General features: G+C 34.5%; 21 protein-coding genes and 1 pseudogene. 12 read left to right on the top strand and 10 right to left on the bottom strand.

From position 1 onward, the window contains the following. Positions 1-66 precede the first annotated feature (66 nt). From ACTT1L_RS13670 to ACTT1L_RS13690, 5 genes are all read left to right on the top strand, one after another. Positions 67-579 (top strand): acyl-CoA thioesterase, encoded by a 513-nt coding sequence (locus ACTT1L_RS13670; RefSeq protein ID WP_061131911.1) that lies wholly within the window; start codon positions 67-69, stop codon positions 577-579. 212 nt (positions 580-791) lie between these two features. Beyond that, positions 792-1520, top strand: a complete 729-nt coding sequence (locus tag ACTT1L_RS13675; RefSeq protein ID WP_000151538.1) for a glycosyltransferase family 2 protein — start codon at positions 792-794, stop codon at positions 1518-1520. 6 nt (positions 1521-1526) lie between these two features. Then, entirely contained in the window at positions 1527-1877 is a 351-nt protein-coding gene (locus ACTT1L_RS13680) for a DUF2304 domain-containing protein (protein ID WP_001121772.1), read from the top strand. Between the two features lie 802 nt (positions 1878-2679). Beyond that, complete coding sequence (locus ACTT1L_RS13685) at positions 2680-3660, top strand: glycosyltransferase family 2 protein (RefSeq protein WP_061131913.1); 981 nt, start codon at positions 2680-2682, stop codon at positions 3658-3660. 97 nt (positions 3661-3757) lie between these two features. Then, complete coding sequence (locus ACTT1L_RS13690; protein ID WP_000856141.1) at positions 3758-5170, top strand: oligosaccharide flippase family protein; 1413 nt, start codon at positions 3758-3760, stop codon at positions 5168-5170. Here the strand turns inward: ACTT1L_RS13690 and ACTT1L_RS13695 are convergent. Further along, positions 5159-5680 (bottom strand): annotated as a pseudogene (locus ACTT1L_RS13695) (short chain dehydrogenase); the annotation flags it as partial. The gene ACTT1L_RS13690 and the pseudogene ACTT1L_RS13695 overlap by 12 nt on opposite strands. A 109-nt stretch (positions 5681-5789) precedes the next feature. On the opposite strand from ACTT1L_RS13695, the gene ACTT1L_RS13700 reads away from it, so the two are divergent. From ACTT1L_RS13700 to ACTT1L_RS13715, 4 genes are all read left to right on the top strand, one after another. Then, positions 5790-7343, top strand: coding sequence for an ABC-F family ATP-binding cassette domain-containing protein (locus ACTT1L_RS13700; RefSeq protein ID WP_061131963.1), 1554 nt, complete (start codon positions 5790-5792; stop codon positions 7341-7343). 92 nt (positions 7344-7435) lie between these two features. Continuing rightward, positions 7436-8887 (top strand): ArnT family glycosyltransferase, encoded by a 1452-nt coding sequence (locus tag ACTT1L_RS13705; RefSeq protein WP_061131916.1) that lies wholly within the window; start codon positions 7436-7438, stop codon positions 8885-8887. 201 nt (positions 8888-9088) lie between these two features. Beyond that, positions 9089-9472 carry a GtrA family protein gene (locus ACTT1L_RS13710; protein WP_000413286.1) on the top strand — a complete coding sequence of 128 codons (384 nt, stop codon included), beginning with the start codon at positions 9089-9091 and terminating at the stop codon, positions 9470-9472. 36 nt (positions 9473-9508) lie between these two features. Then, complete coding sequence (locus ACTT1L_RS13715) at positions 9509-10480, top strand: glycosyltransferase family 2 protein (RefSeq protein ID WP_061131917.1); 972 nt, start codon at positions 9509-9511, stop codon at positions 10478-10480. A 29-nt stretch (positions 10481-10509) separates the two neighbouring features. Here ACTT1L_RS13715 and ACTT1L_RS13720 read toward each other — a convergent pair whose 3' ends face one another. Beyond that, the gene (locus ACTT1L_RS13720; protein ID WP_044791879.1) at positions 10510-11382 is read right to left on the bottom strand and encodes a TetR/AcrR family transcriptional regulator; all 873 of its coding nucleotides are present in this window, start codon (positions 11380-11382) and stop codon (positions 10510-10512) included. 142 nt (positions 11383-11524) lie between these two features. On the opposite strand from ACTT1L_RS13720, the gene ACTT1L_RS13725 reads away from it, so the two are divergent. Beyond that, a complete protein-coding gene (locus tag ACTT1L_RS13725; RefSeq protein ID WP_242277064.1) occupies positions 11525-14641 on the top strand; it encodes an efflux RND transporter permease subunit in 3117 nt (1038 codons plus the stop codon). 28 nt (positions 14642-14669) lie between these two features. On the opposite strand, the gene msrB is transcribed toward ACTT1L_RS13725, so the two are convergent. Then, the gene (gene msrB / locus ACTT1L_RS13730) at positions 14670-15635 is read right to left on the bottom strand and encodes a peptide-methionine (R)-S-oxide reductase MsrB (RefSeq protein ID WP_242277063.1); all 966 of its coding nucleotides are present in this window, start codon (positions 15633-15635) and stop codon (positions 14670-14672) included. Positions 15636-15953: 318 nt separating this feature from the next. Between msrB and ACTT1L_RS13735 the strand changes: the two genes are divergently transcribed. Then, a complete protein-coding gene (locus ACTT1L_RS13735) occupies positions 15954-16427 on the top strand; it encodes a hypothetical protein (RefSeq protein ID WP_220779683.1) in 474 nt (157 codons plus the stop codon). A 278-nt stretch (positions 16428-16705) separates the two neighbouring features. Here the strand turns inward: ACTT1L_RS13735 and ACTT1L_RS13740 are convergent, their stop codons facing one another. The 5 genes from ACTT1L_RS13740 to lytS all read right to left on the bottom strand — a co-directional run bounded on the left by ACTT1L_RS13740 (position 16706) and on the right by lytS (position 21844). After that, on the bottom strand, positions 16706-17740 hold the full coding sequence (locus tag ACTT1L_RS13740; RefSeq protein ID WP_442821952.1) for an AI-2E family transporter: 1035 nt from the start codon (positions 17738-17740) through the stop codon (positions 16706-16708). A gap of 325 nt (positions 17741-18065) precedes the next feature. Beyond that, the gene (gene lrgB, locus ACTT1L_RS13745; RefSeq protein WP_000168869.1) at positions 18066-18758 is read right to left on the bottom strand and encodes an antiholin-like protein LrgB; all 693 of its coding nucleotides are present in this window, start codon (positions 18756-18758) and stop codon (positions 18066-18068) included. Between the two features lie 34 nt (positions 18759-18792). After that, on the bottom strand, positions 18793-19224 hold the full coding sequence (gene lrgA, locus ACTT1L_RS13750) for an antiholin-like murein hydrolase modulator LrgA (protein WP_000104902.1): 432 nt from the start codon (positions 19222-19224) through the stop codon (positions 18793-18795). 132 nt (positions 19225-19356) lie between these two features. Beyond that, complete coding sequence (locus ACTT1L_RS13755) at positions 19357-20097, bottom strand: LytR/AlgR family response regulator transcription factor (RefSeq protein ID WP_000921833.1); 741 nt, start codon at positions 20095-20097, stop codon at positions 19357-19359. Then, positions 20075-21844, bottom strand: a complete 1770-nt coding sequence (gene lytS / locus ACTT1L_RS13760) for a two-component system sensor histidine kinase LytS (protein ID WP_000933579.1) — start codon at positions 21842-21844, stop codon at positions 20075-20077. The genes ACTT1L_RS13755 and lytS overlap by 23 nt, the downstream gene beginning before the upstream one ends. A gap of 327 nt (positions 21845-22171) precedes the next feature. Between lytS and ACTT1L_RS13765 the strand changes: the two genes are divergently transcribed. Then, the gene (locus ACTT1L_RS13765; protein ID WP_001103440.1) at positions 22172-23470 is read left to right on the top strand and encodes an MFS transporter; all 1299 of its coding nucleotides are present in this window, start codon (positions 22172-22174) and stop codon (positions 23468-23470) included. Between the two features lie 112 nt (positions 23471-23582). On the opposite strand, the gene ACTT1L_RS13770 is transcribed toward ACTT1L_RS13765, so the two are convergent. Then, positions 23583-25151, bottom strand: coding sequence for a BCCT family transporter (locus ACTT1L_RS13770; protein ID WP_071742901.1), 1569 nt, complete (start codon positions 25149-25151; stop codon positions 23583-23585). Positions 25152-25515: 364 nt separating this feature from the next. Continuing rightward, positions 25516-26586: a nitric oxide synthase oxygenase gene (locus tag ACTT1L_RS13775; protein ID WP_061131924.1), complete on the bottom strand. Its 1071-nt coding sequence runs from the start codon at positions 26584-26586 to the stop codon at positions 25516-25518. Positions 26587-26641: the final 55 nt, after the last annotated feature.

Raw genomic sequence — 26641 nt, forward strand, 5'->3', positions numbered from 1 at the left:
ATCTAATATGAGTAATCCACTTACACATATTATTCTGATTGAAAACAGACTATAGGGGCTGAATATATGGAAAAGAAATTCATGCGAGAATCTAAAGCAATTAAAACAACACGTGTTTTTCCTAACGATTTAAATAATCACCAAACACTTTTTGGAGGGAAATTATTAGCAGAAATTGATAGTATTGCTTCAATTGCGGCTGCAAGACATAGTCGTAAACATTGCGTAACAGCATCTATTGATTCAGTTGATTTTTTAACTCCAATTCACCAAGCTGATTCTGTTTGTTATGAAGCATTTGTATGTTATACAGGGAAATCTTCAATGGAAGTTTTCGTAAAAGTAATCGCAGAAAATTTATTAGAAGGCGAGCGTAGAATTGCCGCCACTTGCTTCATTACATTTGTGGCAATAAAAGACGGAAAACCTTCGTCCGTACCACAAGTACTTCCTGAAACTGAAGAAGAACATTGGTTACACACAACCGGTTCAGAACGCGCGGAAAATAGAAAAAAAGGACGTTTAAAAAGTAAAGAAATGGCTGAGGTTTTAACTTTAAATAAACCTTGGAATATTTAATACGATACTCTTCCATATACATGCATAGGTTCTTTCTTCCTTGCATGTATTTTTTATGCGAAATATTCCCTCTTATCCTTTTATTCTCAATCTGTCCTCTTAAATCATGCACCAGCTTTTCCTTTATTTTGTTATACTGTTAATGGTATATTAAAGAAAGTTCGTTTAAAAATAACCATAATATGATTAAGTATATAAGGGATGGTGCGGTAATGACTATTGAAGTACCAATTTCAATACCAAAAACGTTAATTATTATTCCAGCGTATAACGAGGAAGAGGCAATTGCAGATACATTAACAAGATTATTAAAACTAAAACAGCATTTTACTGGATTAAGCATTTGCGTTATTAATGATGGATCACACGATAAAACAGCTCAAATCGTAAAAGAATTTCCTGTTCACCTTGTGAATTTACCGTATAATCTAGGTATTGGCTCAGCTGTACAAACTGGATATAAATACGCATATGAGAATGGATATGATATTGCGATTCAGTTCGATGCTGATGGACAACATAACCCAGATGATTTATATAAAATTATAAAGCCTATCGCTGAAGATGAATGCGATATGGTACTAGGGTCACGTTTTACAGAAAAAACAGCATATAAAGGTAGTATTTCCAGAAGAATCGGTATTTTTTATTTTACTGCCCTATTGAAAGTACTAACAAAACAAACATTTATGGATCCAACTTCTGGATATCGTGCTATCAATCGAGAAGTAATTACAATTTTTGCACACAATTATCCAAAAGATTATCCAGAACCAGAAGTTCTTATTCATTTAAAAAAGAAAAAACTTCGCATTAATGAAATATCTGTAAATATGCAAGAGCGACAAGGTGGACAATCTTCTATCACACCTTTTAAATCTGCATATTACATGATTAAGGTAAGTCTTGCTATATTGATGCAAAAAATCGTGAAAGGTTGATAATAAATGCCTATAATTACCTTTTCATTCATCTTTATTTTATTATTATTATTATTAATTATTAATTCTATTCGTCGCGGAACTTTAGAAACGAAATATGCTGTTTTGTGGATTTTTGTTTGTATTGCAATGGCTATTTTAAGTTCTACCGATAAAATTATAAACTGGATTGGAAAACTATTAAAAGTAGAATATCCCCCTTCCATTTTATTTTTATTTGGATTATTATTCTGTTTCATCTTAATTTTTGATCTAACAAGAAAAATTTCTAAACAACATCATCAACTTGTAACATTAACGCAAGATTATGCGTTACTAAAGCAAAAATTACATGCAACTGAGCCAGACAAAGATTAACCTAATAGTTCAAAACCAATATAAAAAACCTCTTAATTTATTTCAAAAATTAAGAGGTTTTTTATTCTCAATAATAATTTATTCCCCTTCACAATCGTTACGATAAATATATCCTACTTACTAACTAATTGACACTCCCACGGCTAAAGCCGCAAGCTGACTAACGTCAGTGGGATTCTTGCTACCAAAGGCGAAGTCTATTTCTAGTATCGCTGACGTGCAAGATTGCGGTGTGCCATCACCACTCCATATCCAGTGCATCTAGCAGATACGGCACTCGTTCTATTACCAAACGCGTCAGATTGTGAATTCTCAAATGTGTTTTAGCGTCTTGTACTTGACGACTCAATACATTTTACGGAGCAGAAGAATTTGTTACTCCAACCTCATATGTATTCTGTTTTCAGAGAACAAGATTGTTTTAGAGACTTTCACTTGTCTGTTATGAAAATTATACCATTTAAAATACTCGATGCACAGAACATACTTTCGGTACTTTATCTATACATCGCATTTGACCTCACTATCATCCCACCCCTAAAGGGGGTACTATCGCACCGTAGTGGGCTTTCCTATTCGGAAAATCTGTAAAAATAGTATAAATAAGAATTTATATGCAATAAACATATTAAAGCCGTTTGAAATACGAGAATTAACCATAAGTCACCACCTTTTTAATAGAAAGTTGATTTACAAAGTTTATATGCGTTAAAATTATACAGATGTTCTTGTAATCTTCTTCCTTTCAAAAGGCTTGTATATATGGTGCAAGACATAAAAAACTTGAGGAGATAAAAATTCTATGATGGAACAAAAACAACTTGTTTCTGTTGTCATACCTCTGTATAACACGGAAAAATATATTGAAGAAACGATGCAGTCAATATTAGATCAAACATATAAAAACATCGAAATTGTAATTGTAGATGATGGGAGTAAAGATCAGTCACCTTCTATCGTAAAAAATCTTGCTGAAAAATACCCAGGGCAAGTAAAATACGTTCATCAAAAAAACCAAGGCGTTTCAGTAGCCCGTAATACAGGTATGGAAAATGCTAGCGGAGAATATGTCGCTTTCCTTGATAGCGATGACTTATGGCATCCAACTAAAATTGAGAAGCAAGTCGAAAGTATGCATAAAAACGAAATGGACGCGTGCTATTGTGGTTATATGAATTTCTACGAAGAAACAGGCGAGAAGGTTGAACATACAACAAACTTTATTAAAGGTGATATGACAAAAGCATTCCTAACACATCAAGTTGTTGCTCAAACAAGTACTTGGATTTTCAAAAAATCTATCGTAATAGATCATAACATTCGTTTTACACCAGGATGTAGTTGGGGAGAAGACTTGGAGTTTTTATTTAAACTTATGAGTGTGACAAATGTATGTTATGTCGATGAATATTTAACATATTACAGAATCTTATCAGAAGGAAATCTTTCTTCTAAATATAAAGATTATGAATTAAAAACGGCAAAAGAGCTGGAAGTATTCAATCGTATGAAGGACTGGGTACATAATAAGTCTCAAGATTTCATTACAAAAGACCCTCAGTCACTTATTGAGGTTCTTGAGACTTATTTATTCCCTTATACAGTCATCAATAACGCTTGTATATATATTAAGGGAAACTCTCAATTAGATAAATCACAAGTTCAATTAATCAAAAAAGATATCAAGAAATATTGCCGTAAAATCTATTCAAAGAATGGAAAGCGTAGTAAAAAACTATATGCAATGCTTTGGTTTGTACGAATTAAATTTCTGTTTTCTTAAACTGAAAATATAACTATACTCTCTCTTTCTGTGAACAAATCAAATTTACAAATAGGACAAGCTAACCGGGTCCTAAAGAATAGAAAGGTCTTTTCTCATGAAAACAAATAAAATTCTAAAAAACGCATCCTACCTCTTTGTAGGAAACATTACTGTTCGTTTTGTACTGGCTATTGCAACAATTCTCTTTGCAAGATATGTTTCACCAGATGAGTACGGGATGTTTACAGTTGCATTAGCAGTTTCCGCTGTCATTTGCTATTTTACGGATGCAGGTTTGACACATACGTTTATGCGTGAAGGAACAAGAAGCAACGCTAACATTAGCGTATTAATAAGCAGTTATTTACGAATTCGTTTAGTATTAGCTATCGTAATTTCTGTGCTCTTCGCCATTTTCGCTCAGTTCTTCTACACTGATGCTTACTTACGTGCCATGGTATATTGGGTCGTACTACCAACCATGTTTGGAGCTACTTTACAAGGGGTTGGGATGGCCTATTTCCAAGTAACAGAGCGTATGCAATTCACAGCGATTATTTCTGTACTACAAGGTGTGACGGCCGCTGCCGCTCTTCTGCTAGGGATGTCATTTAAATGGTCACTTATGATGGTTGCTGCTATGTATGGAATATCTAGCCTTATAACAGGAGTCATTGCCTTTATAATGACAATCCGCTATACAACAATTCATAAGGGTTGGAATAAAGGCATTTTAGATCAATTACTTATTTTCACAGTCAATGGCGTTATCATTATGCTTTTACCGCAGTTAGGTCCTATTATCTTAGAAAAAGTTTCAACGAAAGCACAAGTTGGATTCTTTGGGGCCGCCTATAAAATACCTGCTGTACTTTACCAAATACCTGGTGTAATTGCAGCAGCCTTTTATCCAAAATTGTTTGCTTTTGGAAACGAAAATAATATTGATGAACATAGAAAGCTATCTCAATTCGAATTAAAGCTTATGTCTTTCTTAGGGATGGGAATTTCTATCCCGTTTATTGCCGATCCAAGTTTTTGGATTGTAACTCTATTAGGTGAAAAATATGCGCCAGCTGGTAATGCACTTGCAATTTTAGCCTTTATGGTCATTTTACAATCTATCAACTATCCGCTTGCTGATAATTTAACAACAGCTGGTCAACAATGGAAACGTGCGACAACTATGGCAATTGGATTAGCTGTTGCTATCATAAGTTACATCATATTAGGTAGCCAATTTGGAATGATGGGAGCTGCTGTAGCTGCTATCCTTACTGAGATTACATTATTAATCGGATTTTCATTATTCGTTCGTAAAGGATTTTCATTGCTATTCAAAGGAATAATATTCAATACACTAGCATTTATAATTAGTTATGCAATATATCGCACAGTATTAATTAGCTTACCACCACTAGTAGCTTTAGTACTTACTGGTATATTGTATGGCATTATTGGCCTTGCAATTGATCCACAAATACGTGGATTAATTTTAGGGTTTGTAAATAAAAAGCTAGGTAGATAAACAATAACAAGGCAAGCTTCTAAATTGTAAATAGAAGCTTGTTTTTTTACTTATATACAATTCCCCTTCATAATAAAAGGTTCTAGGTACAACCCCAATATATTTCTCGCACTTCTCTCCACTTAATACAACTGGTTTTTCCGTCAAATATAGTATTTCCACAAATTCATTGATCTGCTTATCAAACAGACCAAAGAACTGGATTATTCCTCTCTTTACAGTTATTACTCATTTGGTATATCCCGTTCATTCTCGTATGTGTTAAATCAATTCCTCACCTGTAATGTCACCATAACCTGATATGTTCCAATTTTGTCCATAGGCCTCGCCATGTGAAGCTAATTCAACTATTGCTTTTGCACCATCTGGTGTAAAACTATATTCACGGACAATCTTTTTACCTCCAATAAAGCTAGACATTTTATTTGCAAGTATTCCTTTTAATGTATGATGGACAAGTGTGTTTTCTGCATTTGGACCATAAAAGTTTGGGAAATGAGCAATAAACATTCATACATTAGCTTATTTTGAAAATATATACATTTTGAAATGATGGCATTATATGAAAGAATTTAGTATCATGATTCAAGGTACTATTTCAAGTTGGACGGAGGATACTATGAGCTTATTAACAGTTGAAAAATTAGGACATACATTTGGCGATCGTACATTATTTAAAGATGTATCTATGCGATTACTAGCAGGTGAACACGTTGGATTAGTTGGTGCAAACGGCGTTGGTAAATCAACATTTATGAATATCATTACTGGTCAACTTATTCATGACCAAGGTCGTGTAGAATGGACACCGGGCACACATTACGGCTACTTAGATCAGCATACTGTTTTAACGCCTGGACGTACAATTCGTGACGTACTAGCGGATGCATTTTTACCGTTATTCGAAAAGGAAAAAGCTTTAAATGAAGTTACAGAAAAAATGGGAACTGCTACACCAGAAGAGCTAGAAGAACTTCTTGAGCAAATGGCAGAAATACAAGATGCACTTGAAGCAGGTGGTTTCTATTTACTAGATATGAAAATTGAAGAGGCTGCACGTGGTCTTGGAATTGATGCAATTGGTTTAGATCGTGATGTTTCAGCACTAAGCGGTGGACAACGTACAAAAGTATTGCTTGCAAAGCTATTACTTGAACAACCAGAAGTGTTATTACTTGATGAACCTACTAACTATTTAGACGTTGAACATATTCATTGGTTAACAAATTATTTAAAAGAATACCCACATGCATTCTTATTAATTTCTCATGATACGGAATTTATGAACAAATGTGTTGATGTTATTTTCCATCTAGAATTCACAAAAATGACACGCTATACAGCGACATATGAAAAATTCCTAGAACTAGCAGAAATCAATAAAAATCAACATATAAACGCTTATGAAAAGCAGCGCGAGTTTATCAAAAAGCAAGAAGATTTCATTGCAAAGAACAAAGCCCGTTATTCAACAACAGGTCGTGCAAAGAGTCGTCAAAAACAACTTGATCGCATGGAACTTATTGATCGCCCAGAAACAGCAATTAAACCTGAATTCTCATTTAAAGAAAGTCGTGCAAGTAGTCGCTTCGTCTTTGAAGGTGAAAATGTAGAAATTGGATATACACATCCGCTACTACCAAAGCTATCAATGACAATTGAACGCGGTGAAAAAATTGCTATCGTTGGATGTAATGGTGTTGGTAAATCAACGTTACTAAAAACAATTTTAGGTAAAATTAAACCTTTAAGTGGTAAAACAAGTCTTGGTGACTTCTTAGAGCCAGCATACTTTGAGCAAGAAGTTAAAGCTGATAATATAACACCAATTGATGATGTATGGAATACATTCCCTGGCCTAGACCAGCATCAAATTCGTGCGATGTTAGCAAAATGTGGATTAAAAAATGAACATATTTCTCGCCCATTAAGTCAATTAAGTGGTGGAGAACAAGCAAAGGTTCGTTTATGTAAGCTAATGGGTGAAGAAAGTAACTGGCTACTATTTGATGAGCCGACAAACCATCTTGATGTTACAGCAAAAGCGGAACTTAAGAAGGCTATGAAAGCATATAAAGGAACAATTCTTCTTGTATGTCACGAACCGGACTTTTATGAAGATTGGGTTACAAAGGTTTGGAACATAGAAGAATGGGCACAACAAAACTCTTAATTACCTAACCTGCCCTTTATACTGTAACTTAACGTACAAAGGGCAGTTAAGTTACATCCTTAATAAATTTTGATAAGGGGTTTTGAAATATAATGGAAAGTACGTTCTCTCTCAAACTTAATACGTTTTTTGTGAAAATTTTATTATTACTATGTCTAATCATTTCTGGTGCTATCACATGGCATTCGGTAGCAGTGATTAAAGAACATGATGAGACTAGCCTCTTAGTTTTAATACCAGTCCTTATTCTAATAGGTCTTGTATTTTTACTTTTTGGCTATATTTCTAATAAATATATGTCAAAATTGACATTTTCTATCTCACTAATCATTTTGGCTTTTTCTATTCGATTAATTTGGATGCTCAATATTCAAACTCCTGTAGAAACAGACTTTTCAATGATGTACCATAGCGCTATACAAGCTGCTAAAGGAGACTTTAGTTTCGCACAAAATACTTATTATACTTCATGGGTTTACCAACTTGGCTTTACAATGTACCAAGCCTTTATTATTAAGTTATTTGGCGAAGGAACGTTTCTCTTAAAATTTTTAAATATAATCTATTGTACAGGAACAACATTACTAATTTATAAAATAACTTCTTATATATTTAATGAATGGTCTGGACGAATAGCTGGATTACTATATGCATTTTATATCCCAAGTATTGTATTGAGTTCTGTACTAACAAATCAACACCTTGCTGTATTTTTATTTTATCTAGGCTTCTATTTATTAATTACAAAAGGCCTAAGCAATAAATATACGTGGATTTTTATAGGGGCTATCCTAGCTTTAGGAGACATCATGCGTCCACTTGGTGCTATAATCTTAATTGCAATAACTATATATGTCTTTTTACAAGGTATATTAGGAAAATCAAGAAAAGAGATTTTTACTTCTGTAAAAAAACTTAGTGGCATTTTGATTGTATTTTTCCTTTTACATCAAATTGTAAGTTACTCATTTATATATTCCGGAATTACACAATATCCTCTCTCTAATCGTGATCCACTTTGGAAATTCACGTTAGGATTTAATCATGAAACAAAAGGTAGCTATTCTGGTGCAGATGCGGAATATATTATGTCCCTTAAACTTGGCGAAGAACGAACTGCGGCCCAAAAAAAACTAATTCAAGAGCGACTATCTGATCCACAGAAAGTTTTATCTTTATTTGGGGATAAATTTGTACTCATGTGGGCAGATTATGACTCCGCACCATTATGGAGCCTAGTAACATTGGAAAAGACAGATAAGGATATGGTGTCATTAAAAGAGGATCTTACAAAATATGAAAAGTATATGTATACTGCGGCTATGATATTTGGCACATTATCACTCCTTTATCTCATCCTAACTAAACAAAATAAAACACATTATACTCTATTTTTATTACTAATAATTGGTTACGTAGCTATTCATTTCTTAATCGAATACCAAACAAGGTACCGATACTTCATTATCCCTAGCTTTACAATAATTCAAGGCTACGGAATATATATTTTTTATAGTCTAATATCGAAAAAGAAATTGTCATAAAAAGAAAATAAGAAACTACCTTTCAAAATATTTATAATTGCCCTCAATTTTACTTATAATTTACATTTTGAGGGCAATTTTTTTATGATTAATTCCATTTGAAACTTAAAAATATGGTATAATTTTTATTTGTTGTATATGAATAACACTTCTATATTTTTTGTTTTACTTATATATTATTATAAACATGAGGATATTATTATGGAAAAACTCTTAAAGTTTGGCTTAGTAGGGATCTTTAATACACTCATTACAATTATTAGCTTTTGGATATTATTAAAATTCGGTATGAACTACCTTATTGCGAATACCATTGCCTATTCAATTGGTGTTGCCAATAGCTACTATTGGAATAAAAATTGGGTATTTAAACCTAATAATAAAGGCTCGTCAATGTTCTTTAAATTTCTAACTGTAAATTTAATTGTATATGCTTTTAATACATTATGTTTATTTATATTAGTAAATAAACTTACCTTTAATGCATTAATTGCACAGATCTTCGCAATTGGTTTCGGAATGGTTATAAATTTTGTCCTTAATAAAATTTGGACATTCAACCAAACTAAAAAAGTGACTAATTAAATTTGAACAACTTATTAAAAATACGGAGGATGCAACATGCAAAAATTAATTTCGGTTGTAGTTCCTATGTACTTCGAGGAAGAAGTAGCACAAGAATGTTATAACCGTTTAAAGTCCGTTATGCTTCAAAATAACATTAATTACGAGTTTGTCTTTGTAAACGACGGTAGTACAGATCGCACAATGGAAATCTTATCTGAAATTGCAGCAAATGATTTCCGTACAAAAATTGTTAATTTCGCACGTAACTTTGGTCACCAAGTAGCTGTTACAGCTGGTATTGCTGCCGCAAAAGGTGACGCTATTGTAATTATAGATGCAGACTTACAAGATCCACCTGAAGTTATTCCTGAACTTATTGCAAAATGGGAAGAAGGATATGAAGTTGTTTATGCAAAACGTAAGCAACGTAAAGGTGAAACTTGGTTCAAACTTTTAACAGCTAAGTATTTCTATAAATTCTTAAACTATATGTCTGATATCGATATCCCAAAAGATACTGGTGATTTCCGAATCATCGACCGTAAAATAGCTGATGTTTTCAATCAAATGACTGAGCGAAATCGCTTCATCCGCGGTATGATGTCTTGGGTTGGCTTCCGCCAAACATATGTTGAATATGAACGTGATGAGCGCTTTGCTGGTGAAACAAAATATCCATTAAAGAAAATGATTAAATTTGCATCTGACGGCATTATTGCATTTTCGACAAAGCCATTACGCATCGTTATGTCTTTAGGTTTATTATCAGTTCTTATTTCTATAATTGTCTTACTATATACAATTACTGTGAAGGTCTTTGGACATGGCACGCAAACAGGTTGGGCGTCCATTATGGTTGCTATTACATTCTTTAGTGGTATTCAATTACTTGGTCTTGGAATCGTTGGCCAGTATATTGCTCGTATTTATGACGAAAGTAAAAACCGTCCGATTTATATCGTAAAAGAAACAATTAACATTGATGAAGAAGAGACAGCACTGCAAAAAGAAAAAGTGAATGCATAATAAAAAGGTAACAATGAAAACTATCATTGTTACCTTTTTATATTGTAATAGCCCATAAGCCTCAAACGAAATTCTTTTAAAGTTGGATATGCCTCTAAATTAAACAACATCCCTTGGATAACCGGAATTCTTGGATTTTGCATCCTCATTTCTGCCTCCAAAACATCTAATGTAACAAGCAATTCCTCATCTTCTAATTGATCCGCTAAAGTACGTTTAAACACAATAATTTCTTTTAGAAAATGTTCCTTAACCTGTTCCTTAATAAGCTCTGATTTACAAAGAAATTCTCCAAGCTTTTCTTCATGTAATACAGGTTCTTCTGAAGATTCTACCAATCCATCTACTAAATGATCCACTCTTTTCAAAATAAAAGCAGAGACGTAAGATAAGTCTATTTCTGGTGCTTGTAAAATAATTAGTTCTAAATATCCGCGGCATATGCCTTCTACCATAATGACTAAATCTAATAAATATGGCATAACCTTATCACCATAAATAGACAGTAAACTATTCCGATAAAATGCGTGAGACTCTAACTTCATCCGCATCATAAATTCTTCTACTTCTTTATTAAAAGGAATCGCATTTTCCCTTGCATGCATAATAATAAATTCTTTATGCTTTTGTATATCATTAAACTGGCAATGCAATTGTTTTGCAAATTTTTCACGTGGCAATAATGACTCTTTTTCAATATCCATCATTTTGTTTTGAATCTTGTCATAGTAATATCGAAGTGTCGCTAATAAAAGTTCCTCTTTTGATTTAAAGTATAAATAAAAGGCTCCCTTAGATATGCCACAAGCTGTCACAATTTCCTGCACCGATGTCGCATTTACACCCTTAGTCGCAAATAACTTCATAGCCATCTCTATAATTAAGCGCTCTTTTTCTTTCATATCATGTCTCTCCTAAATTTAATCTCGCATCTTATTATGAATGTATTATACCATCCCTTTTCATTGACGGCTGACCAATCAGTCAGTTATATTATGTATTAGACTGACCAGTTGGTCAATATAATACAAAGGGAGCGCAAACATGAACAAAATTATTAATTTTTCGTTAAAAAATAAGTTCGCAGTTTGGCTACTAACCATTATCGTTACCATTGCAGGTATTTATTCTGGGCTGAATATGAAGCTGGAAACAATTCCTGATATTACAACACCTGTTGTAACAGTAACCACGGTTTATCCTGGTGCTACACCAGAAGAAGTAGCTGATAAAGTTTCAAAACCGATGGAAGAGCAACTGCAAAATTTAAGTGGTGTAAACGTTGTTAGTTCATCATCTTTTCAAAATGCATCTTCTATTCAGGTAGAATATGATTTTGATAAAAATATGGAAAAGGCTGAAACAGAAATAAAAGAAGCTCTCGCAAATGTGAAACTGCCAGAAGGCGTAAAGGACCCGAAAGTTTCACGTGTAAACTTCAATGCCTTTCCTGTTATTTCATTAAGCGTAGCAAGTAAAAATGAATCTTTAGCTACCTTAACTGAAAATGTGGAAAAAAATGTTGTGCCAGGATTAAAAGGACTTGATGGAGTCGCATCTGTTCAAATTTCAGGTCAACAAGTAGATGAAGTACAACTTGTCTTTAAAAAAGATAAGATGAAAGAATTAGGTTTAAGTGAAGATACTGTAAAAAATGTAATTAAAGGATCGGACGTATCTTTACCACTTGGCCTATATACATTTAAAGACACAGAAAAATCAGTTGTTGTAGATGGAAATATTACAACAATGAAAGCATTAAAAGAATTAAAAATCCCTGCTGTTCCTTCATCAGCAAGCGGTCAAGGTAGTCAAACTGCTGGAGCTGGTGCACAAATGCCACAAATGAATCCAGCTGCTATGAACGGGATTCCGACAGTTACATTAGACGAAATTGCTGACATTAAGGAAGTCGGAAAAGCAGAATCTATTTCTCGAACAAATGGAAAAGAAGCAATTGGAATTCAAATTGTCAAAGCTGCTGACGCCAACACAGTTGATGTTGTAAATGCAGTGAAAGATAAAGTAAAAGAACTTGAGAAAAAATATAAAGACTTAGGGATTATTTCAACATTCGACCAAGGTGCACCTATTGAGAAATCAGTAGAAACAATGCTGAGCAAAGCCATTTTTGGTGCTATTTTTGCGATTGTTATTATTATGCTGTTCCTACGAAATATCCGAACAACATTAATCTCTGTCGTTTCCATACCACTTTCTTTATTAATTGCTGTATTAGTCATAAAGCAAATGGATATTACACTTAACATTATGACACTCGGAGCAATGACAGTCGCTATCGGGCGCGTTGTGGATGACTCCATTGTTGTTATTGAAAATATTTACCGACGTATGTCGTTATCAGGAGAGAAACTACGCGGGAAAGATTTAATTCGTGAAGCTACGAAAGAAATGTTTATTCCGATTATGTCTTCTACCATTGTAACAATTGCTGTATTTTTACCGCTTGGACTAGTAAAAGGTATGATTGGTGAAATGTTCTTACCATTCGCCTTAACTATCGTCTTCGCTTTATTAGCATCGTTACTAGTAGCAGTTACAATCGTACCGATGCTAGCTCATTCTTTATTTAAAAAAGAGAGCATGAGAGAAAAAGAAGTACATCATGAAGAAAAACCAAGTAAATTAGCAAAAGGTTATAAACGTATACTTGCATGGGCTTTAAATCATAAAATCATCACATCAAGTATTGCTGTCCTTCTATTAGTTGGTAGTCTTGCACTTGTTCCAATTATCGGTGTAAGTTTCTTACCATCTGAAGAAGAAAAAATGATTATTGCAACGTACAACCCTGAACCAGGTCAAACGTTAGAAGACGTTGAAAAAATTGCAACGAAAGCTGAGAAGCACTTCCAAGGTAATAAAGACGTCAAAACAATTCAATTCTCATTAGGTGGCGAAAACCCAATGAGTCCTGGTCAATCAAATCAGGCAATGTTCTTCGTACAATATGATAACGACACGAAAAACTTCGAAAAAGAGAAAGAACAAGTCGTTAAAGATTTACAGAAAATGTCTGGAAAAGGCGAATGGAAAAACCAAGACTTCGGAGCAAGTGGCGGTAGTAACGAAATCAAGTTATACGTTTACGGAGATAACTCAGAAGACATTAAGCCTGTCGTAAAAGATATTCAAAACATAATGAAGAAAAACAAAGACTTAAAAGATATAGACTCTAGTATTGCAAAAACATACGCAGAATACACTTTAGTCGCAGATCAGGAAAAGCTAAGTAAAATGGGTCTAACGGCTGCACAAATTGGAATGGGACTTTCTAATCAACATGATCGCCCTGTTCTGACAACAATAAAAAAAGACGGTAAAGATATCAATGTATATGTAGAAGCTGAAAAACAAAATTATGAAACAATCGATGACTTAACAAATCGTAAAATTACAACGCCGCTTGGTAGTGAAGTGGCTGTAAAAGATGTGATGACTGTAAAAGAAGGAGAAACTTCGAATACAGTGAAACACCGCGATGGCCGTGTTTATGCGGAAGTAAGTGCAAAACTAACATCTGATGACGTTTCAAAAGCATCCGCCGCGGTTCAAAAAGAAGTAGATAAAATGGACCTTCCTTCTGGCGTAGATGTTTCTATGGGAGGCGTTACAAAAGATATTGAAGAATCATTCAAGCAACTTGGCTTAGCGATGTTAGCTGCGATTGCTATTGTATACTTCGTTCTTGTCGTGACATTTGGCGGTGCTCTTGCACCATTCGCAATTTTATTCTCGCTACCATTTACAATCATTGGAGCCCTTGTTGCCTTATTAATCTCTGGTGAAACGTTAAGTGTCTCTGCAATGATCGGTGCCCTTATGTTAATCGGTATCGTTGTAACAAACGCAATCGTGCTTATCGACCGCGTTATTCATAAAGAAAATGAAGGTCTATCAACACGTGAAGCTTTATTAGAAGCTGGTGCAACACGCCTTCGCCCGATTTTAATGACTGCAATTGCAACAATCGGTGCTCTTATCCCGCTCGCATTAGGATTTGAAGGTAGCGGCTTAATTTCTAAAGGACTTGGTGTAACAGTAATTGGTGGATTAACAAGTTCAACATTATTAACACTTCTTATTGTTCCAATCGTTTATGAAGTATTAAGCAAGTTTAAAAAGAAAAAAGTAAAGTAACAAAAAAATAACCTCGCTAACTGCGAGGTTATTTTTTATTTCCAAACAAGATTAGGAAATCACCATAGCCTTCCTTTTCTAATTCCTCTGTTGGAATAAATCGAAGAGCTGCTGAATTTATACAATAGCGAAGTCCATTTGGTCCTGGACCATCTGGAAATACGTGGCCGAGATGTGAATCTCCTTCCTTACTTCTCACTTCTGTACGCGTCATATTATGACTCACATCCATTTTTTCCTTCACACTAGCTGACATAACTGGCTTCGTAAAACTAGGCCATCCACATCCACTATCAAATTTATCTAGAGAAGTAAACAAAGGTTCACCTGAAACGATATCTACATAAAGACCTTCTTCTTTATGATTCCAATACTCATTTCGAAATGGTGGTTCTGTACCATTTTCCTGTGTTACATAAAATTGCATCTCACTGAGTTTTTCCTTTAAATGAGCATTATCCTTTGGCCAATGTTGCTTAATAAACGCATCTCGCCCTGAGCCCTTACGGTATAACTCGTAGCGGAATTCATTTTTCTTATGATATCCTTGGTGATATTCCTCTGCGGGATAAAACGTAGCAGCTGGCAATATTTTTGTCGCAATCGGCTTTGAAAAGCGCCCACTCCTTGCAAGCTCTTCTTTTGAAACCTCTGCTTTTTTATGTTGTTCTTCATTATGATAAAAAATCACTGTTTCGTAAGACTGTCCGCGATCGTGGAATTGCCCGCCTACATCAGTCGGATCAATTTGTCTCCAATATATATTTAATAACTCCTCATACGGCATTTTATTTGCATCAAATGTAATTTGTACTGCCTCATAATGTCCCGTCGTTTCTGAACATACTTCTTTATATGTTGGATTCTCTTTATGACCACCTGTATAGCCAGAAACAACCTTTATAATTCCTTCCACCTCTTCAAATGGCGAAACCATACACCAGAAGCACCCTCCAGCAAATGTAGCTAATTCTACCTTTTCATTTACAACCATTCTTTCACCCCTATTCTATCTTCTCCTTACAGTATGGCATAAGAAACATCATGTTATAAAAGAAAAAGCATCGAACATCGATGCTTTTTTAATCTGTCTCCTTTGTAACGGACAGTAAAACCTCCAATGATTAAAGTTTGACTTTATTTACGAGGTTTTAAGGAATCTTGAAAATGAAAAGTATTATTTATTAGTAGCAAAATAAATATTTATATATTTGCCTTAAAATCTAATTCTAATAATATGGAATTGCAAATACATTTGTTGAAAATAAAATCATAAAGTGTATTAATTTACTTTAAAAGGAGAATTTGTGAAATGAAAAAGTTACTAGTATTACCAGCAATCGCTTTATCTTTAATTGGAACAGGGACAGCTGCAGCATCAGTACCAGAAACGCACATGAATAAAACTCCTGAAGTAACAGAAATTCAGCTAGGAAATGGCGATGATTCAATCATCATGTATTCATCATCAATATTACTAGGGAGTCAAACAGTCTCCTTTGATCATGGCTCTGGGTCCGGTTATTTTTGGAATAAATCTGGCGATGACCTTACATTTTGGATTCAAAACACAGGGCCAAGTACTTTACGCTATAAACTTATAAATTCAGCAGGCCATACGCTTTATCAAGAAAGTATAAGTCCAGGGGTGCAAAAAACTCTTTACTTTAGTACTAGTTGGTCAGATTGGGTATCAAGTGGAAAATATACCATCTCTGCATATACTGATCATGGCGGTGTTGATTCATTTAAATTTGCGGCAAGGGCATTTCCAGAAGGGTTTTAAGATCACAAAATATATTCATTTAATTATATATAAATATATATAATTATTAATTAAATTGTCTTTACGTTAATAATAAATAAAACCCCAAATCATGGACACTAAAAAAGTCTATGATTTGGGGTTTTGGTGCATTTTCACGCTCATTCCTCATTAATAATGGAAACGATGATAAAAGTGAGATACAGGAAATGAGCAAAATTATTTTTAATGAAATACAAAGGAGAATTCTTTTGTTAAATTATCCACTTTATAGGGTACAGTTCATTTCTTACTTCACTTTATTTTTTCCCAGTGTCCTTCTCCATTTCATCACTTGTCACATCTAAGACATCTAATAAGAAAATGAAGATTGGAATACCGATAATTAATCCCCATACACCTAAGAAGTGTTCCGAGAAGATTAATACCATAAACGTATAGAAAATTGGTAAGTTTGTTTTTTGTGACATAAACTTCGGATTTAACACGTAACTTTCAAGCGCATGAATGACTGTTACGATAACTAAAATATAAACAACGTACATAATACCGCCGATATTGTAAGCAATCATACAAAGCGGGAATAACGAAATGATAACCCCAGCTACTGGAATTAAACCAAGTAAGAAGATCATTAACGCTAAACCTAATAATTGTGGGAATCCTAATATCCATAATGCAATAACGGATAAAACGCAGTTAACAACTGCAATTAAAAATTGTGCCTCAATTACTTTTCCGAATGAACGTGCAAATTTCTTACCGAAGTACTCGATTTCAGTATAAAAAATTGCAAGTCTGCTCTCTTTAAATTTTGCAGTAAAAGCAACGATACGAGCTTTCTCCAATAAGAAAAATAAACTTAAAATTAAAGAAAGTAACACTTGAAGGCCAAATTTCCCAACATTCGTAATCGATTTATACAAAATGTCAACGCCTTGTCCTACATACTTCGAAAGTTCCATATGATTAACAGCATTAACTGCATACTTAATTAATTCACTGTCCGGTGGGTTTCTTAAAAATACGTTAAATTGATAAATCAATTGTGAAATTTGTATCGTTAATACTGGTAAATATTTAAATAGCGTAATAGCAATTCCACCAATTAACATGACATATAGAAATGCTATAATGAGTTTTCGATTAATGGGCATGAAATGATCTAATTTGCGGGAAATAAACTTTTGGAATCGATCCATTAAATACGTAAGAATAAACGTAATTAAAATTAAATTCAACATACTTTGCAGCCCGTATAACACGAGAGCAAGTATTACTAATACGAGTAACCTCTGAAATCCTTTGCTTTGAAACAGGTTTTTTATTTGCATAATCGACGAGTACTCTCTCCTGTCCTATAAAGTAAAACGTTAATAAGTAGATTTTTCTCTCTTTTCTACTTTTAATTATTCATTCATATTAAAATTTTTATAAGCTCATTATACGCCTACCTTAGCAGATCTATAGTAGCTTACTTCTTATTTTACAATACAATGACCTAATTCAAAACGTATTCTACACAGTATTAATGAAGATTTAAGGAAACTTACATTTTGTCACAATAGGTCTTACCACTACTGTAACATAAAAAGCAAGCTATCAGTAGGAATCTGTCCTACAAATAGCTTGCTTTTCTCATTTTTTAAGTAAGTTTTACTATCCAATGAATGGCATGAACATCGGTATGACAACTACCGTTACAACTCCAACTACTGTTACAGCAATACTTGCCATAGCTGCCTCTACTTCACCCATTTCAATTCCTACTGCCACTCCTAATGCATGACCTGCTGTTCCAAGTGCTAAACCTTTTGCAATTGGATGTTTCACTCTAAATGTTTTTAAGAATAACGCTCCTAATGCGTATACGATGACTGCGTTAAAGATTACTGCAAATGATGTAATTGCTGGTATACCACCAATACTTTCAGAGATTGGTAATGCAATTGCTGTTGTTGCCGCTTGTGGTAACATTGAATTCATTACTGCTGTATCTAGGCCAATTGCTTTTGCAACAATGAACACGACAATTACTGAACAAATAGATCCAACCACGATAGCTGATAAAATTTGCCACCAATATTTTTTCAACTTATCCACTTGTTTATATAATGGAATTGCAAACGCGATTGTTGCTGGCTCTAAGAAAAAGCTAATCATTTTTCCACCAGTATTATATTCTTCGAAAGTAAAGTTACCTACTTTTAAAAAGACAATCCCTAATACCATCGCTACGAATAATGGTGTGAATAAGAAGAACCCTTTTGAATGCTTGAATAATAATGTTCCGATTCCGTATGCGATTAATGAAACGACGATTCCGAAATATGGAGTCATTGTGCTTGCCATGTTCATTCCCTCCTAACAATATATACTAAAATGGTTACGCAACTTTTCCGTGCTTGCGTCCTTTATTTACTACTTTCAATTCTTTTGTATCTTCTGTTTCTTTTTTATCTTTTCCTAAAATAAATTGTGCAAATAATCCTGTTACAGCGAGTAAAATAACTGTTGCAACAACAATTACAGTTAAAATTTGTACAAAATATTGTCCCATTACACCAAGAGAATTAATAACCGAAATACCTGATGGGACGAAAAGGAATCCGATAATACCTGTTAAAGCTGTTCCAAGTGATTCAACTTGTTCCAATTTAATAACCTTTAAACATAATAGACTAAATAAAATGACTAACCCGATTACCGATGAAGGCATCGGAATTGGTAAATGTGTTGCAATAATATTAGAAATTAACATAATAGCTGAGAATATGAATGCTTGTGATAAGAAACTATATACTTTTTTCGTACTCATTTTGGCCACCTCTTTCGATTTGGTACCCTTATTGTATAGGATATAACTGCCTTAGTAAGCGTTTACATAACAGAACATCAAAAATACAGAATCAGTTACAAATATAAAAGGATGAAATACAAAAGCTGCTTCTTAAATACGAAGCAGCTTCTTGAGTTCTTTTGCATATGTACGACTAACAGGTACTTTTGATCCTTCTTTCATAATTAAATTATAAGTAGAATTGAACCACGGCTGGATTTCAGTAATATGATTAATATTTGCAATGAAGCTACGATGTACACGCATAAAACTTGCTTGCGGCAACTTCTTTTCCAAAATCACAAGTGTATCGTGTGTTATATATGTGTCCCTCATTGTTTTTACTGTTACTTTTCCATCCACAAGTCCTACATATATAATATCTTCAATATTCACAAGTACGATTGATTCTTCAATTGGTAATGCTAATTTATGCATATCTGCCGTTACATCTGCCCCTTTTATTTCTTGCTTCGTTTCTATTTGCGACTGCTTTTGTTTTTTATACTTCTTTAATGTTTGTACAATACGTTCTTCATCAAATGGCTTTAAAATATAGTCTAACGCATCTACTTCAAATGCTTGCAACGCGTATTGATCATAGGCAGTCGCAAATACAATGGCAGGTGGATTTTTCATCTTCTTTAATATATTCGCGATTTCAAATCCGTTATCATCAGATAACTGAATATCTAGGAAAACAATATCTGGTTTGTTTTTCATTAGCTCTTCTAATGCGTCCTCTACACAATCAGCCTCACCAATTATCTCAACTTCCTTCGTTCTTTCTAATAAATACTTTAGTTCATCGCGTGCTAACATTTCATCATCAACTACTAGTACTTTTAACAATCTTCTCTTCCTCCCCTACTTTTTTTGGAATAACAAAAGTAATCTCTGTCCCCTCGTTTAATTTACTTTCGATATGAAGCATCGTTTCTTTTCCAAATAGCCCAATAAGACGTTCATTAATATTATATAAAGCTGTTCCAGTCCCTTTCTTGGACGAAACTACCATCTTTCCTAATTGTTCTAAACGTTCTTCCTCAATTCCTTGCCCATTATCTTTTACTTCAAAATGAACCATACCCTCTTTTTCAAAAACATGCACTTCCACTTGGCATACTGGTTGCTTCTTCGGGAAAGCGTGTCGCAATGCATTTTCAACCAATAGTTGAAGAACAAATGGTGGTACTAAAGTTGTCTTTAGCTCTTCCTCAATATACACCTTTACTTCATACTTATTTGGAAACCTTGCTTGTTCTAGCGATAAGTATGCTTGTACATGGTTTAATTCTTGTTCTAGTGGAATCAATAACTGACGTGCCCCTTGTAAATTACAACGGAAATACACACTAAGCTGTAATAATAACTTCCTTGCTTTTTCTACATCTGTTCGGCATAAAGCTGATACTGTATTAATCGCATTAAATAAAAAGTGTGGGTTAATTTGTGCTTGTAATGCCTTTATTTCCGCATCTTGCAATAATTTACTTTGCAACTCAGCTTCCCCTAATTCAAGTTGTGTAGAGAATATTTTTGCTAACCCTTCTGCTAATTCCTCTTCCACACGACTTAACTGGTTAGGGTTTTTGAAATACAGTTTTAATGTCCCTATCGTATTTCCATGTGAAGTTAGTGGAATAACAATCGCCGCTTGCAAAGGGCATCCTTCATGTTGACAATTAATGACCTCACGTGATTTTGCCTTCATTATTTTTCCTGTGTGTAACACTTCTTTCGACAAACCAGTTATTAAACTATGTGAAGGAATATGGTGATCTGATGCTAATCCAACATGAGCTAATATTTTCTCTGTATCTGTTAAGGATACCGCATCAGTTCCTGTAAAGCGGTGAATAATTTGTGCCACATGCTTACACGATTCTTCTGTTAAGCCTTGGCGAAAATACGGTAACGTTTTATCTGCAATACGTAATACCTTATGAGTCTGAAGTGCCTTTGCATTCTCTTCCTGGCGCAAAATAGCTTGTATCATAGAAAGTAAAATAAAACTTCCAAAGCTATTTACAAGGATCATTGGTATCGCAATTGTTTTCACAATACTCATTCCATCCTCTACAATTAATAAGATCATAATCATTTCTAAAGAAACGATAAACACACTTAAAACTGCTGAAAATTTAGGCGTAATTGTACGATTATACTTTTTGAAAATGTATCCAATATAACCTGTTATAACCCCCGCTAAAATTGAAGAGATTGCACAACTTAGTGCAGTCGTCCCGCCAAGCATATAACGGTGAATACCAGCAATCGATCCTACTCCAATTCCAACGATAGGTCCGCCAAGCAATCCACTAATTCCAACACCCATAATACGTGTATTCGCGATTGTGCTCGATGAAGAAACACCCTGTAGCCAATTTTCATTCATAATCGTATTACCCGCTATTTCAATCCCAGTGTAATTGCTTACAATTGTAAACACCGAAAAAATACAAATAAGCTTAAGCTTATCTACATAACCATCTTGCTTATGAAGGAGGCGCCTAAATGTTTTAATATGCGAAAGTAAAAATCCTAAAATAACAATAAGTCCGACGCGTTCAATCATCATAAGTACTAAATTTAGCATCTGTGATTCATTCCTTTTTATAGTAGTTAGTTTTATTATCGGAAAATAGTGAAGTGGGCGTCAAGAAGAATGAAATACCTTTTGCAATATTTTACACATAACAATTCCCTCTTTATTTGACAATCTAATAGAAGAGTGCTAAAAATAAAGTAATATAATACAGTCCTTTAACCCAACCCCGTGAGGTTGAGAAGGAAGTCGGAATACAATATACGTATGTTCTTTTCTAGGAATACGTATGCTTTTTGGCCTTCTCATCATATCAGGTGAGAAGGCCTTTTGTTATTCTTCCATAGCGACTGTAGAAGAAAATAAGGAGGAATAATGATGAACGTCACTACTGATGTACAATCAACAACAGAGGAGACGAAAGGGAAAAGATATAAAACATTATTTGGGTCTGCGCTAGGATATGCAGCAGAAGGCTTAGATATGTTGCTCTTATCTTTCGTACTCGTCTACATTTTAAAAGAATTTCATTTAAGCCCTGTTGAAGGTGGGAACTTAACTTTAGCTACTACAATAGGAATGCTAATTGGGTCTTATTTATTTGGATTTATTGCTGACTTATTTGGGCGTATCCGTACGATGGCCTTCACAATCTTACTATTTTCACTCGCGACAGCACTTATTTATTTCGCAACAGATTATTGGCAATTATTAATTCTTCGCTTTTTAGTAGGAATGGGAGTTGGTGGTGAATTCGGAATTGGGATGGCCATCGTAACTGAAACATGGTCGAAAGAAATGCGCGCAAAGGCAACATCTGTTGTGGCACTTGGATGGCAATTCGGCGTACTAGTCGCTTCACTCCTACCAGCATTTATCGTTCCACACTTTGGATGGAGAGCCGTTTTCTTATTTGGACTCATTCCCGCACTACTAGCTGTCTATGTCCGAAAAAGTTTAAGTGAACCGAAAATATGGGAACAAAAACAACGATACAAAAAAGAATTGTTACAAAAAGAAGCTGAAGGTAATTTAACAACTACTGAGGCAGAGCAATTAAAGCAAATGAAAAAGTTCCCACTTCGAAAGCTATTTGCAAATAAAAAAGTAACGCTAACAACAATTGGTCTTATTATTATGTCATTCATCCAGAACTTCGGATACTATGGAATCTTTACATGGATGCCAACTATTTTGGCGAATAAATATAACTACACATTAGCAAAAGCGAGCGGTTGGATGTTCATCTCTACGATTGGCATGCTCATTGGAATTGCAACTTTTGGTATTCTAGCCGATAAAATTGGTCGCCGTAAAACTTTTACAATCTATTATGTTGGTGGTACTATATACTGTCTCATTTACTTCTTCTTATTCACAGATTCAACATTATTGCTATGGGGAAGTGCATTGCTTGGATTCTTTGCAAATGGCATGATGGGAGGATTCGGAGCAATTTTAGCTGAAAACTATCCCGCTGAAGCCCGTTCTACAGCAGAAAACTTTATTTTCGGTACTGGACGTGGTTTAGCTGGCTTTGGACCTGTTATTATCGGATTACTTGCTGCAGGTGGTAATGTAATGGGAGCATTATCTCTTATCTTCATTATCTATCCAATCGGTTTAGTTACAATGCTATTATTTGTCCCAGAGACGAAGGATAAAGTATTAGAATAGATTGAAACTACACAGTGTACGATCTTCCTTCAAGAAAGATAGTTATATAAATAGTAAAGAGGAAGCATCTCTAATGAAATGCTTCCTCTTTTGATATAAAATATACAATTATTTATTTTGATCTACTAGCTTTTTGGAACAAGAAAGAAGTTTGCTCTTCTTCTTTTACAATACCTTGTTTTAATGCTAGTTCCCCTGCCACTTTAGGCGCTAGCCATAGCATTGGGAACAACAGAACAGATACTGGGACAGCTGTTACTACGATGAATGATTGCAATGCATTAATACTTCCCTCACCCATATATAAAAGAATTGCCGCAACTGCTCCCATAATAAGCGACCAAAAAATTCGTAAGCTAATTCTAGGATCTCCGTCTCCAGTCACTGCCATCGAAATCGAATAAGCCATTGAATCTCCTGTTGTCACTACAAATAAAATTGTTAATAAAAGAAATGCCGGTCCAATAATATGAGAGAGTGGCAGTTGCTCTGTAATTGCAATCATAGCTGCCGGCATACCAGATTCACTTAATGCGGTCGATATAGAACCAGGATTCATTAACTCATAAAACACACCTGATCCTCCCAAAATCGTAAACCAAAACGTTGTAATAATAGGTGCAATAATTCCAATTGCAACGATGATTTCTCGAATCGTTCTTCCTCTTGAAATGCGGCTCACTAAAATTGCCATCATTGGTCCATATCCAATAAACCATCCCCAGAAAAAGATTGTCCACGACCCTAACCAACCTGTATCACCACGGTATGTGCTCATTGGAATAAATTCATTTACATAAAATCCAAACGAAGAAACAAATGCATCAATAATAAATCCACCTGGTCCACATAATAATACAAATACCATTAATAAAATCGCTAATTTAACATTTAAATCGCTTATAATTTGAATCCCTTTATTAATTCCTGTTACTGCAGATATAGTAGAAACCGCAACTACACAAATGATAATTGCTAATTGAGTAGTAAACACATCAGGAATATTAAACAACGCTTGTAGACCATAACTTGCTTGTAGCCCTAAAAATCCGATTGGACCAATCGTCCCTGCAGCTACCGCAATAATGGCAAATGCATCAATCATTGTTCCAAGCAAACTCTTTCGCAATTTCTCACCAAAAATAGGATATAAAAGCGTTCGAGGTTTTAACGGCATACCTTTATGATAATGCCCATACATCATAACTACCGCACTGATTGTACCTAAAATCGTCCACGCTAGGAAACCCCAGTGCATATAACTTTGTGCTAAAGCAGGCATTACTGCTTCTTTCGTTCCAGCAGATATACCTTCATGTATCGGCGGCACCGTCATCAAGTGGTACATTGGCTCTGCAGCTGCCCAAAAAACGCCACCTCCGGCAAGTAATGTCGACATAATAATAGCAAGCCACTTTGCCGTACTAATCTCAGGTTTTTCTAATCCCCCAAGTTTAACTCTTCCATATTTCGAGAACGCCATACACATTGCAACAATAAATGTACCAATTAATAAAACTTGCCAGAAGGCACCAAAATATTTAATTGAAGCTGCAAAACTGCTATTAATGACTCCCTCTACATAATTTTTATTTAAAAAAACCGCAATTACAAATAATAAAAGCGAACCACCACTAATAAGAAATACAGGCCAATCCGTTTTTCGACTCTTCATCCTCATTTACACTTCCTCCTTCCTCAGCAATCTAAAAAAACAACTTTATTATGTTTTATTGTTTACACCCAAAACACAATGATTATATAAGCATAATAATTTATCTATTTACTACACACTTATGTTGTCCCTAAAAATATGCTAAATCCCTTATTTAAAAGAAAATTTCTATTCCTCTTACATAAAAAAGCAAAATAAAAGACCTTATATTTCTATAAGGTCTTCGAAACAGAAATTTGATTATAACATAAGGAACTCCTTGGTTCAAAAAGCTCCTTCCAAAAATAACCGAGGGTAAAGGCTTCCATTTGCTACGTAACAGTAGTTAAAAAAAAATTATATTTTTACAGAAAATGCCCTATACTACAAACTATTTATGAAAAAAATTCGGCTTCAAAATTTCATTCGGATACGGTTTATGATAAATATGAGTAGTAGCTGGAGATAATGGCGGAATGAGCCACACCCAATTGCCCGTTACAATACGACCGGAAGCAGCTTCTTGCTTCTCAAATTGCTGAAATTGTTGCGCCGCAGTATGATGGTCAACAATACTGACTCCTTGTTTTTTAAAGGAATGTAAAACAGCCACGTTTAATTCAACTAATGCCTTATCTTTCCATAACGTACCGTTTCTTGATGTATCCAAATCCATCATTTCCGCAACTGCTGGAAGTAAATTATAGCGATCATGATCCGCTAAGTTACGTGCCCCAATCTCTGTTCCCATATACCATCCATTAAACGGAGCTGCTGTATAGGAAATACCGCCAATTTCTAAGCGCATATCTGAAATCATTGGAACCCCGTACCATTTTACTCCAAGTGACGAAATTGGGTATTCTGGGTGTTCAATTGGCACCTCTTTTACTTCTTCTTTCGGAATTTCTTTATATATCGGCGCTTTTCCATCTATAGAAAACACAAGTGGCAATACATCGAAATTCGTACCTTCTCCTTGCCAGCCAAGTTCTTGACAAAAATCTGTAAACACAGCGGAATGAGAGTCACCAATCACTCCCATTTCTGTTTTATATCCTGCATACCGAATCAATTGGTGATTATAAATTCGTATATTATTTTCTTCACCTTGATATTGCTTAAAAATTGTAATGGTCGGTTTCACTTTTCCGTCGTTCGTTGCATATTGAATATGATGAATTAATGCATTATATACACCTTCCTCATCATTTACTTCACGTGCATCTAATATGTGCATCTTACTCCAAAATAGTCTTCCGATACATCGATTACTATTGCGCCATGCCATTCGCGATCCGTGAACAAGTTCTTCAAATGTATGTTCATACGTCCCCGTCTTCTCTATTTCAACTCGAATTTCTTTCATGCGTTCTTCTATGAATTGTTCTTTATTAAGCTCTTTATAGCAAATCGTAATAAAATGACTCGCTTCCTCTATTAATTGCTTCGTTTTACTCATAAGCGATCTCCTTCTATTTCAACAAAACGTTACTACTTTACAGTATAAGCAAAAA

The sequence above is a fragment of the Bacillus sp. FH genome (assembly GCF_052216825.1).
GTDB classification, from domain to species: domain Bacteria; phylum Bacillota; class Bacilli; order Bacillales; family Bacillaceae_G; genus Bacillus_A; species Bacillus_A paranthracis.

Coding starts and splice junctions, on each gene's coding strand:
- ACTT1L_RS13775 (WP_061131924.1), bottom strand. CDS start 26,586: ATGAGTAAAACGAAGCAATTAATAGAGGAAGCGAGTCATTTTATTACG.
- ACTT1L_RS13765 (WP_001103440.1), top strand. CDS start 22,172: ATGAACGTCACTACTGATGTACAATCAACAACAGAGGAGACGAAAGGG.
- ACTT1L_RS13720 (WP_044791879.1), bottom strand. CDS start 11,382: ATGAAAGAAAAAGAGCGCTTAATTATAGAGATGGCTATGAAGTTATTT.
- ACTT1L_RS13685 (WP_061131913.1), top strand. CDS start 2,680: ATGATGGAACAAAAACAACTTGTTTCTGTTGTCATACCTCTGTATAAC.
- ACTT1L_RS13670 (WP_061131911.1), top strand. CDS start 67: ATGGAAAAGAAATTCATGCGAGAATCTAAAGCAATTAAAACAACACGT.
- ACTT1L_RS13740 (WP_442821952.1), bottom strand. CDS start 17,740: ATGCAAATAAAAAACCTGTTTCAAAGCAAAGGATTTCAGAGGTTACTC.
- ACTT1L_RS13705 (WP_061131916.1), top strand. CDS start 7,436: ATGGAAAGTACGTTCTCTCTCAAACTTAATACGTTTTTTGTGAAAATT.
- ACTT1L_RS13715 (WP_061131917.1), top strand. CDS start 9,509: ATGCAAAAATTAATTTCGGTTGTAGTTCCTATGTACTTCGAGGAAGAA.
- ACTT1L_RS13700 (WP_061131963.1), top strand. CDS start 5,790: ATGAGCTTATTAACAGTTGAAAAATTAGGACATACATTTGGCGATCGT.
- ACTT1L_RS13735 (WP_220779683.1), top strand. CDS start 15,954: ATGAAAAAGTTACTAGTATTACCAGCAATCGCTTTATCTTTAATTGGA.
- ACTT1L_RS13675 (WP_000151538.1), top strand. CDS start 792: ATGACTATTGAAGTACCAATTTCAATACCAAAAACGTTAATTATTATT.
- ACTT1L_RS13690 (WP_000856141.1), top strand. CDS start 3,758: ATGAAAACAAATAAAATTCTAAAAAACGCATCCTACCTCTTTGTAGGA.
- lytS (WP_000933579.1), bottom strand. CDS start 21,844: ATGCTAAATTTAGTACTTATGATGATTGAACGCGTCGGACTTATTGTT.
- lrgB (WP_000168869.1), bottom strand. CDS start 18,758: ATGGCAAGCACAATGACTCCATATTTCGGAATCGTCGTTTCATTAATC.
- ACTT1L_RS13725 (WP_242277064.1), top strand. CDS start 11,525: ATGAACAAAATTATTAATTTTTCGTTAAAAAATAAGTTCGCAGTTTGG.
- ACTT1L_RS13680 (WP_001121772.1), top strand. CDS start 1,527: ATGCCTATAATTACCTTTTCATTCATCTTTATTTTATTATTATTATTA.
- lrgA (WP_000104902.1), bottom strand. CDS start 19,224: ATGAGTACGAAAAAAGTATATAGTTTCTTATCACAAGCATTCATATTC.
- ACTT1L_RS13710 (WP_000413286.1), top strand. CDS start 9,089: ATGGAAAAACTCTTAAAGTTTGGCTTAGTAGGGATCTTTAATACACTC.
- msrB (WP_242277063.1), bottom strand. CDS start 15,635: ATGGTTGTAAATGAAAAGGTAGAATTAGCTACATTTGCTGGAGGGTGC.
- ACTT1L_RS13770 (WP_071742901.1), bottom strand. CDS start 25,151: ATGAGGATGAAGAGTCGAAAAACGGATTGGCCTGTATTTCTTATTAGT.